Source organism: Leptolyngbya sp. CCY15150 (genome assembly GCF_016888135.1).
Taxonomy (GTDB): Bacteria; Cyanobacteriota; Cyanobacteriia; order RECH01; family RECH01; genus RECH01.
Map to the genome: position 1 here is coordinate 45850 of NZ_JACSWB010000143.1, position 10996 is coordinate 56845.

Annotated in this window: 4 protein-coding genes; 1 reads left to right on the plus strand and 3 read right to left on the minus strand. The window is 52.9% G+C overall.

The annotated features are described in order from the left end of the window. Positions 1–670: 670 nt before the first annotated feature. Complete coding sequence (locus JUJ53_RS05100) at positions 671–3655, plus strand: GAF domain-containing protein (RefSeq protein ID WP_204150905.1); 2985 nt, start codon at positions 671–673, stop codon at positions 3653–3655. 272 nt (positions 3656–3927) lie between these two features. Here the strand turns inward: JUJ53_RS05100 and JUJ53_RS05105 are convergent, their stop codons facing one another. The 3 genes from JUJ53_RS05105 to JUJ53_RS05115 form a co-directional block, all read right to left on the minus strand. After that, complete coding sequence (locus JUJ53_RS05105) at positions 3928–9456, minus strand: CHAT domain-containing protein (protein WP_204150906.1); 5529 nt, start codon at positions 9454–9456, stop codon at positions 3928–3930. Positions 9457–10072: 616 nt separating this feature from the next. Continuing rightward, positions 10073–10522 (minus strand): hypothetical protein, encoded by a 450-nt coding sequence (locus JUJ53_RS05110; RefSeq protein WP_204150907.1) that lies wholly within the window; start codon positions 10520–10522, stop codon positions 10073–10075. Between the two features lie 143 nt (positions 10523–10665). Then, on the minus strand, positions 10666–10926 hold the full coding sequence (locus JUJ53_RS05115) for a putative toxin-antitoxin system toxin component, PIN family (RefSeq protein WP_239124794.1): 261 nt from the start codon (positions 10924–10926) through the stop codon (positions 10666–10668). Between the last annotated feature and the right edge of the window lie 70 nt (positions 10927–10996).

The window sequence follows — 10996 nt, forward strand, 5'->3', positions numbered from 1 at the left end:
ACTGATTCATACTCAGCTCCCTGTGATGAGCAGGGGGAAAGCAGTACGAATCCATCTTTAATCCTATTGCTCTTAATCCTATTGATACGTCGTACAGGTTCTACAAGAGTGTTTCACGGGAGATTTGCTTGAGTCTATGGTGTAGATGTGGACTGAGTCTGAGCCATTGTCACGCAACAGCTCACTCTATTTCTACTGTGGTTGCTCACCATCATCATGAACGCCTAAGAAGGCTTTTCACGTCTCAGCTTAGGCGCGATCGCTACCAGACCGGCCAAACATGTACAGTATGAGTGGATTTAGGCAGCTTATGGCTGAATGTAAGCATTTTATGACGTTTTAACTAGAGGTCACTCCTGTTGACGGATATCTGCTAGCCCGATGGGTAGATAGTTTTACGCATGAGGGCTACTGCGATCGTGACGATGTCTGTCTAGGAGTCTATCGTAGTTGATATAAGAGTTCTGTGCTCCAGAGGGAGGGACTGAATACATCAGGTATTAGCCCAAGGATGTGACACGTTGCTCTGAGCGTGCATCTTTACATGAGTGCTACTGTTGTCTATGGTCAGCATGATCCAGCAGTGCTTAGGCTGAAAAGATCTACAGTTCCTGAACTATTCCTCCGCGATCGCCCTCAGGGCAACCTTGCACCTTACGAGACGAACGTTATGGCAAAGATCCTTATTGTTGAAGATGAACCGATTGCGGCCTGGCATTTGCAGGAGTCTTTGGAGTCCTTGACGCACCAAGTTGTGGGCTGCGTGAGTTCTGGGCGTGAAGCGATTCAGGTCACCCAGTCCTTGCAGCCTGACATCGTGATCATGGACATTCGTTTAGAGGGAGACCTAGATGGCATCCAAACTGCTACGATTATCAACCATGACTATGAGGTGCCGGTTATTTATCTGACCGCGCACTCTGATGAGGTAACCCTAGAGCGGGTGCTGAAAACATCGCCCTTTGGTTACTTAATGAAGCCCTTTCGGCTGAAGGAACTGCAGACGAGCCTCAACATTACCCTGCAGCGATCGCAATTGGAGCAACGGCTAGAAGCCTCAGAGCAACGGTTAGCGGTCACGCTCAACAGCTTAGGTGATGCGGTGATTGCTACCGATACGTATCAGCATATTACCTTTATGAATCCGGTGGCCGAGCGCCTGACTGGATGGGATACCGAGGCAGCCATGGGGAAACCGATCAGCGCTGTCATGCGGCTGCTGGATGCTCAAACTCGCCAAGATCTTATCAACCCTCTCACCCAGGCGATCGGTGATGGACAGGTTTTCCGGCTTCCCGAACCGACTGTGCTGCAAAGCCTAGCCGGACAGGAATATCTGGTGAGTGACTCCGCTGCTCCGATTCAGACGACAGAAGGAGACATTATTGGTGGTGTTTTGGTGTTCACCGACCTCACCGATCGCCAAGCGCTGGAAGCTGATCTACGGCGCAGTCAGGATCGCTATCAACTGGCGGTGCAGGCTGGGCAAGTGGGAGTGTGGGACTGGGTCTTAGATACCCATGACATTTATCTTGATCCTATCCTCAAGTCGATGCTGGGCTATGACGAAGAGGACATTCCCAATCATCTGGATGAGTGGTTAAAACATGTGCATCCGGGCGATCGCTCTAAGGTGGCGATCGCTTTGAATACTCACCTCAATGATGCCACCCATCAATTTGTCTGTGAACACCGAATGCTGCATAAAGACGGTAGCATTCGCTGGGTTTTAATGCGCGGGAGTGCAGAAAAGGATCGTCACGATCGCCCCTGGCGGGTGATGGGTACCTATGTAGATATTACGACTCAAAAGCAGGCGGAGAATGCCTTTCAGCAGCAGGCAAAGCAGGAGCAGGTGCTGAACCAGATTGCTCAACATATTCGTCAATCCCTAGATCTTGATCAGGTATTGAAAACAACGGTGCATGAGGTGCGTCATCTGTTGCAGGCTGATCGCACGCTGATCTATGAACTGCCTATCAACCTCCGGGGCAAGATTGTGATGGAGTCTTTAGCACCGGGATGGGTGTCTATGCAGGGATGGGAAATTTTTGATCCTTGTTTTAGTTTAAGTCCTTGTTTAGAAAAGTATCGCCAAGGTGCAACCCAGGCGATCGCAGATGTGCATCAGGCAGGTTTATCCCAGTGCTATGTAGAACTACTGGATCAGTTTCAGGTCAAAGCTAATCTAGTTGTCCCCATTATCTCGGGCGATCGCCTCTGGGGGTTGATGGTGGCGCAGCAATGTACAGCGCCCCGGCATTGGGAAGGATGGGAAATTAGCCTAATGACCCAACTTGCTACTCAGGTGGCGATCGCGATTCAGCAGGCAGAGCTTTACCGTCAATTACAGACTCTAAACAGTAATTTAGATCACCAAGTTCAGAAGCGCACCCAGGATCTACAGCAGGCGCTCAACCTTGAAGCGATCCTCCAGCGAATTACCGATCGGGTGCGGGATTCGCTCAATGAACACAGTATTTTACAAAGCACCGTCCAAGAAGTGACTCAGGGATTAGGCACATTGGGTGGACGGATCTCGCTCTACGATCTGTCCGCTCATCAGTCTCGGATCTATTATGAATATTCTGAGCTGAGTTGTGCCTATGTAGGACAAACTATTTCTATGGCAGATGATCCACAGCTTTATCAACCATTACTGGAGCGACAAACTGTACACTATTGTCCATGCTGGTCAGATCCGTTGTGGGGAAAGCAATCTTTTCTCGTTTATCCTATTTTTGACGATCAGGGTGCGTTGGGCGATCTCTGTCTTTTTGACCATTGCGATCGCTCGTTTTCTGTTCAGGAACGCCGCTTAGTGCAGCAGGTGGCTAGTCAATGTGCGATCGCCCTGCGTCAGTCTCGCCTCTACCGCGCTGCCCAGCAGCAGGTGGATCAACTAGAGCGATTGAACCATCTCAAAGATGAGTTTATCAGCACCATTTCCCATGAATTGCGTACCCCCATCGCTAATATTCGCATGGCGACGCAGGTGATTGAAATTGTCCTCAAGCAACTGGGGCTTCTTGATGCCCATGAGCATTTAGCGCGCTATCTGAGCATCCTGCATGAGGAAGGTCAGCGAGAGCTTGATTTAATTAACGATCTGCTAGACTTATCTCAACTAGAGGTTGGAGGGCAGAGTGATGCGTTGGAACTCTTAGACTTGAAACAGTGGTTGCCCCATCTTGTCGATTCCTTTAGCGATCGCGTTCAGCAACACCATCAGCTCCTGCTTTTGGATCTGCCAGATAACTTACCGATTCTGCAGATTGAGTCGCTCTACTTTGAGCGAGTTCTCCTAGAGCTTCTGAATAATGCCTGTAAATATACCCCAGCAGAAGGTAGTATTCAGCTTACGGTGCGGGCAAGGCGGCAGGGAATTGAGCTACAGCTTGCTAATACCTGTCTGAATCTAAGTCCAGACGAGTGTGAGAAGATGTTTGACACCTTCTATCGCATTCCCAGTCGAGATCCCTGGAAGCATGGCGGCACAGGTTTAGGATTAGCTTTGGTGAAAAAACTTATGGCTCGCCTAGAGGGTACCATCCAAGCCAGCAGTCAGGATAATCAAGTCACGTTTACCCTATGGGTGCCGATCTTGGATGAAGATAGCGCCAGCCCTGAGATCGGATCCCGCGATATTGGATGATAGTTAGATCCCATAGGACGTAAAAAACTCTATTGATATGTAGAATGCCTATGGTCTACTCTGTGAAGAGTAAGCTACAGCATGGTTACGTGCGATGCATCAACATCCTGTGCGATGGTGCGTTACGGCTTTGCCTAACAGCACTCTACAATTTATACATAAGGTATCATAGCTCAGGATTACCAAGGGCTGCTAATGCTCTGTGCGATGGTGCGTTACGGCTTTGCCTAACAGCACCCTACAATTTATGCATACGTTATCCTAGTTCAGGATTACCAAGGGCTGCCAATGATTGTAAAAGAAGACCAGTAGTAGGGATGAGATACGCTCTGCCGTCCTGGTGCCTGGTAGCTAGAGGGAAGGTCTAGAGAGGAGGTTGTGGTCTGCAGTTGTCCATCTTGAAGCACTACCTCGCCTCGCAGCATGGCTAGCTGGGCCTGTCGAAGGGCATCGGCACGGATGCTTGTTGTGCCCACGCGATCGTAAAATTCTGACATGAGCGCTAAGGTTCCTAAATCACTGACGTACCAAAGGCTAGCGATGGCAGAGTTAACGCCAGCTTGAATCGCTAGTCCAGCAAAGCCCAGCTCGGCTTCCGAGTCTCCTAGGGCTGTACGGCAAGCGCTGAGTACCATCAGTTCCACGGGTGGGTTATTTAAGCCAAGCGATCGCAACCCGTCTAGCCCCAAGCGTCCATCCCAAAACTGGATATAGGAATTACCTGGGCCACCGGGTAAGAATTCACCGTGGGTGGCGAGATGGATAATGCCGTAGGGGGTACGCTGGCGTTGGCGTTTTAAGTCTTCTGGCGTAAAGTCTTCGTTCAAGAAGGGTACTGACGAAATATGGTTCAACTCAGTAGGCACGGCTGGCAACGGTTCTTGGTCGGGAAACTCAGAGGCTCCCATCGCTAAGATACCTAGATTTTGCAGACTGACGTAGCGGTTATCCGTTAAGCTCAGGCTAGGCATTAGGCCAACACTATAGTTTTCAATCAAAAAGCGATCGCCATCATAGAGCGCCGCCATGGGGAGCGATCGCAATCCACCATCCAGAACGAAGGAAATATGCTGAATGCCTTGGGCTTCTAGTTCTGCCTCGATAGGTTCGATCAGCCAATTGTAGAGCTGTTGGGCAGGAGCCTGGTAGAGGCGAGTATTAGCCAGGCTGCTATCGGTGACGGACAGATAAAATTGCCGGGCAACGTTGGCCACTCGTTCGCGGGTAGCGTCGGATATCAGCACCCGAATCGGCTGTCCTTCTTGGGTAACCAAGACGATCTCAAGGCGATCGCTGCTGGCGTTAGGACTATTGAGACCGACCGCAAGGGTTTCCAATTCTTGCAAAGGGTCGGGGCTGAGAACGGGAGGCGTGAACACAGCGTAGACGACGGCGGGCCGCACACCAACGCTATCAGAAATAACTCTTAAATCGTCCTGGATTTCTTCCAGAGTCGAGATCTCAGCTTCAGGTAAGGATAGGTAGGAAATATACTGTTCCGTAAAGAAGGTCTCTAGATCTGTCAAGGTATCTAGAGTGACCTCCGAAAGATCAGTAGTTTGAAGGGGGGAGAGAACGTCTTGTTCTGGAGGGGCGATCGTGGGTGATGGGTCATTGGGATCGACGGGCCCCGGTGGTTCTGGATCGACGGGCCCCGGTGGCTCTGGATCGACGGGCCCCGGTGGTTCTGGATCAACTGGCTGCGGTACGCTGACAATGCGGATCCGTCCAGCTCCCTCACCTTCTTGGTAGGTAAACAGAAAAGAATCGGGATCAATTGTAAAAGTACGACTGCTGAGGACGGCTGCGCTACCGTTGGTGCTGGCATCACCCACGATGAAGGGTACGATACCGTTACCACCATGGCGCAGGGTAATGTTACCGCCGCCCGCACCGCCGCCCGTGGCGATACTGGCTGCTAGCCCCGTATCATCAATAAACGATCCGGTGATCCGAATGGTGTTGCTGGCGGTGATATCCACATTGCCACCCCGGCCAGCATTGCCACCTTGGGCATCAATCCAATCTACCACCACATCAATGGGATCAATGGTAACGTTGCCGCCATCGCCTACCGTGCCGCGACTGCGGATGCTGCCAGTGCGCAGAGTGGTAATCGCATTCAGGTTAATATCTCCACCCTGGGAACCGGAGGTATCTAGATTGCCGACGGTGAGCGCGCCGGTTTCTGACGTAGCGGTAATGCGTCCACCGCTGCCGGTACCGCTAGCGTCAAGATTGCCTAGGATAAGATCTTGTCGAGCGATCGCTGTGATATCACCGCCTTGATTTCCCGCCGTAGTTAAATCCCCAGCCGTGAGGTTGCCGGTGGTGGCTTGCAAAAACAGGTTGCCGCTCCTAGCACCAGCCGTCGATAGCTCAATCGCCTCAGAAATCTGTAGATTGGTAGCTACAAGACGCAGATCATTGCCGTTGGTGGCGATCGCTCCACTGCCGAGAATCCTCAGCGCGCCATCACTTTCTAGGCTAAACTGTCCGCCGCCCGTGGCGATGGTGGCATCTACTAAGCGGAGGTTGCCATCAATATCTAGGCTAATGGGACTGTTGTTGGTGCTCAGGTCATCGGTGATGCGTAGGTTGGTAGCAGCGAGGGCGATCGCTCCCCCCCGCCGGCCATCTTGGGCATCAATGGCGGAGGTGGTGAGGTTACCGCGACTGGTCACCGTTAAATCACCGCCGCCCGTGCGAATGTCACCCATCTGTACGGCTTCGCCGACAACCGCGATCGCTCCTCCCTGGGACTCTAGATCGCCGGTACTTACGCGACCCTCCTGGCTGCTGATGTCTAGATTACTGGTTCCCGAGGCGATCGCTCCGGTGGTAATCGTGCGCTGGGCTGCGATCGCCACTGCGCCATCTTGCACCCTGCCTAGGGTATTGATGGTTAAGCCTGGATCGATACTGATGCCACCCTGGCTGGTGAAGGAAACCGCTCCACCATTCGTTCTAATATCACCATTTCCGAGAATTTGCAGATTATCCCGAGTGCGAATAGATAAGTTACTGTTGTCTTGAAAAGCAGTAGCTGCATTCTGCCACCGGAAGGTATCGGCCACCACCTCCATATCCCCGCTGTCGGTTAGGGTACCGCTGAGAGTTAGATCTGAGGGTGCCGTGGTGGTGCCGATACGAATAGCGGCTCCATTGGCCGTGATCACGTCATTGAGTGTGATCCGACCAGGGGCATCCACCGTTAGCTGGCTAGGGTTGCCGCCGTCGTCACTCCCCAAGGTCAACGCACCGCTGGTTATATCGTCTGCTGCCGAGAGGGCGATCGCCCCGCCATTGCCGGTGGGGGCTAGGCTATTCAGGGTGCCGCCGCTGGTATCGATGCTGCCGCCGCTGTTGAGGTCAATCCGTCCCCCCGCTGTGGTGATGTCGCCCGTGATGATGTCGTTGGCAGCGGTGATGGAGACGCGATCGCCCCGCCCGCCACCCAGACCAGTGTTAATCGCGCCGCCGCTGGTATCCACGGCACCTTGAAGGCTTTCCAGGGTAACAGGTGCTTGAGCTGTCGTCATATCACCGGTGGTGATATCGCCTGAAGTTGCAAAGGTTACGGCATTATTACTGACGATGGCAAATCCACTGGTATCAATGCTTCCTCCCGGCCCACCAGCTTGCAGCGTCAGAGCATTGTTAAAGGTAAGATCTTGAGCCGACTGAATGGTGCCACGACCATCCTCCCGACCGATAATAACCTCTGCAAAATCACCTTGAGTGGCGGCTAGGTCTGCTAAATCCAGGTTTAAGGATAGTGCACCTGCCCCACCTAAGATAATATCTTGGGCAGCATTGCTGGGACGAAGCTGGAGATTGCCTTGACCTTGGAGAGCGGCGTTTAAATCAATCTCGCTACCCGCTAATACCAGATCCCCAGCGCCGGTATTAATCCCCGCATTCACCGTCAGAGTACCCAGCCCATCGCCGTCCTGATCCGCCGTTAGATTCACGGTGCCGCCGTCACTGATCAGCGGTGCATTCATATTCAATTGGGTATCAGCACTGATGGTAACATCGCCACCCTCAGACTGCAGTGGTGCAATCACATTGGCGATCGCATCAGAGCTGATTTGTATATCGCCGCCGCCGCTGTTGAAGCCGTTAAATACGTTAACGACTCCCCCGGCGGTTAAGGTCACTGCTCCGCCGTTACTGGTCATCGGTTGATTCACCTGAATGGCATCCCCCGCTATCAGGGCGATTGCTCCATTGGTTGTTGTTAAGGCAGCATTCACTTCAATATTGCCGCCCGCTTCTGCCCGTAGCCCCACACCGTTAGTGGGAATGGTGACGGCCTCGTTGAAGAAAATGCTGTCCGTTGCCTGCAGGATAATATTGGTGGTAGCGGCTGCCAGGGTGCTGGGGGCAATTTGGGAATAGTCGGAAACCACTCCTGGCGCACCGACGATGCTATCGGGGTCGGCCAGCTCATCCACGCCGTCTAAATCGACTAAGGCTCCGGGCAAACCCACCTCCGCCACAATGATATTGGTAGGATCAAGCAACAGCGTCCCCGTCCTGCCACGGGGGGCTAGGGTATTCACCTGTCCCAAAAACTGCAGGGTTTGGAGCCCCGATACTTCCACCAAGCCACCATCCCCCGATCGCCGTCCACCTCTGGCCCAGATATCTCCTGCAAAGCTGGTGGTGTCGTCACTCCAGATAATCACCCGACCGCCATCTCCCTGAGCGATCGCATCCGCCCAGATCCGCGAGCTAGCATCCACCACCGTCCGCTGGCTGGTGAACACCGACCCCTGACCTTGGTAATCACCCCCAATGCGAATCGTGCCGCCTCCCTGGCGTCCTGACGCATCAATCTGTGCGCCGACTAGACCGACGCGATCGCCTAGGATGTTCACCTCAGGGTGATGGGGCGCACGGGTGACGTTAGCGGTGTTGATCGATCCCGAGGCGATCGCCGTTCCGCCCGTGGTCGGCAGCGCTACCCCCGATCCGACGAGGCGTACGGTACCATCCGCGTCCACCGTCACGCCTGTGGCGTGCTGGATATTGGGATCGGTCAATAAATCCGGCAAGGCCAAGGGGGTGATCGGACTGGGGGATAAACCTGGCTGATCGGCCGTCTCCAACTCCAGGCTCAGCACCTGCCCCGCCTGGCTCATGCGCACCACCTGCTGCTCCGGCACCGCCACAATCGACACCTGCCCGCCCGGCGCAATCAGGTCACCGGTATTGATCACCACGCCCCCGGCTAGCATCAGGCTCTCGCCAGCCGGCACCGCCAGCCGTCCTGCGTTGATCAGCGTCGCGGCGTCGCCCGTAAAGGCTAGGGCCGTCGGCGTCCCTACTAAATTGGCATAATCTGTTTCTGTGCTTGTCAACCAGCGATCGCCAAATTCCAGGCTGGTCGCCGTTGTTGCCGTAAAGGAGCCGTCTATATCTAGGCGGGCATTGGGCCCAAAGATGACCCCCGCCGGATTGATTAACCACAGATTAGCCGAACTGCCACTCACCCGCAGCAATCCATCCACCACCGATACATCACCACCCACCACACGCCCCAGGACGTTCTGCACCGTTGACGGGGTGCGGAAGGTGGCCCGCTGCCCTGCATCTAGACCAAACTCGTCAAACCGATGGAACAGGTTTGCCCCATCCTGCGATCGCTGCCCGCCACGAATCAGGAAGCGATCGCCCTCTTGCGTCACCTGCGTATTTGTACCATCTGCTGCTGGCGTCACCTGTGCCTGCACAGAAACAGTCCAGCCGATCACCGTCATAGCAATCGCTGCCCCAGTCATTCCGTTGTTCATGCACCCTGTCCTTCATCGCGCCCTACGTTATGGGTTCGGCAACGGCTGTGACCCCACATGCCAAGCCAACGCCAGCCTATGAGTTGTCTCTTAGTGTTGCACTGAACTCAGTCACCGAGACTCCATTCAGCCTATTTTGTTTCACAAACCCATGGACGGGCTGCAAACCTCAGACGGCTAGGTCACTCTAGAATGAAGGGCGATCGCTCTTCGTCCAACCGTATAAGTCCTGAATCTGGGTGAAATCTGGATACTGAGATGTGTAGACAGAGGCTGGTTGACTGACAAGCCTGAGTTAACCTTAATGCGGCTAAAGCCTTATACGTTAAGCATTTCGGCTAGTTTTAGGCTCTTCTTAAAACCCTTGTGCAGCAAGGGGGCGACTACGTTCAGCTATATCTATTGGAGGGATCAAACGGTGTCAAATTCTGGTGCAGCCATTGCGTAGTTGGGTTGACTATTCCGTGAATGACATCATGGAAACCGGCTGCGGTTTGCACAATTTTCGCCTGACCCATCGAGCAAAGCAACGGAATTCTCTGGCAGAACCGCTTAATCTCAAACAACCACGGGCGAAGTTGACTGGCAGTGACTTCTCTCCTATTGCCGATAAAGTCTATTCTGAGAACAGGGCGATCGCCCAACCGATGCCCAAGGCCCCGGCAAACAGTCCGGCTAGTCTGATAAAAGCTTGTTGGTGACTCATTAGGGTCAACATCGTGGTTCCTAGGGTGCCAAAGATCCAAGCGTTGATGGCGAGGGTCATACCGATGATGTAACCAGAAAGGCTGGAGTCTTGAGTAGAGTAGACGATCGCCACCAAAACCGCCATTCCTGTCGCGCCCCAGATGGCTCGCTGCTGAAATTGGCATACCAGCTTGGCGTAGACAATGGCGATCGCTAATCCGCTCAACCCGACCCATGCAGGCAGAAGAGAAAAGAAAATCCCAGTGATTCCTGCCCAGAACACACCAAAGATGAGTAAGAACCAGCTATCCCTAGAAAATTTGGGGGATAACGGTTCAGTGGCTTGATCTGGATCGTTAGGTTTGGGTGGTTTGTTCAACAAGGTTTCCTTTTGCTGTAAGGATAAAAGATCAACTGACGATAAGTCTATGTTCCTGCAAAACTCGCTCTTCATCATACAGAGTTTACGATTTTCATCTCTGGGCGATCACTCTCATCGGTGCCGGATTTCGAGTTTGATTGTTAGAGACTTATCTGACCTAAAAAAGCTTGATAGGTGACAATTTTTGTTCCTTTGAACTCTTCAAGAATTAATAAGTCCGCATCTCCTGTAATCATAAATTCTGCTTGACTATCTTGGGCGAGTGCGAGCAGAAAATTGTCCTTTTCGTCTCGACAGACTAAAACCTCTGATTTGATTTCCACGAACAAGCCAACAACTTTTAGAAGCTCCAGCAGCTCAGAAACTTTTTGGGGTGATACCAGTTCAATGTGAGGCGGCATAGAACAGTGCTTCCAGGATAAAGTCGTAGGCAGAAACTGATGCAACCTGCTCCAGTGTTAGTTGATCCAA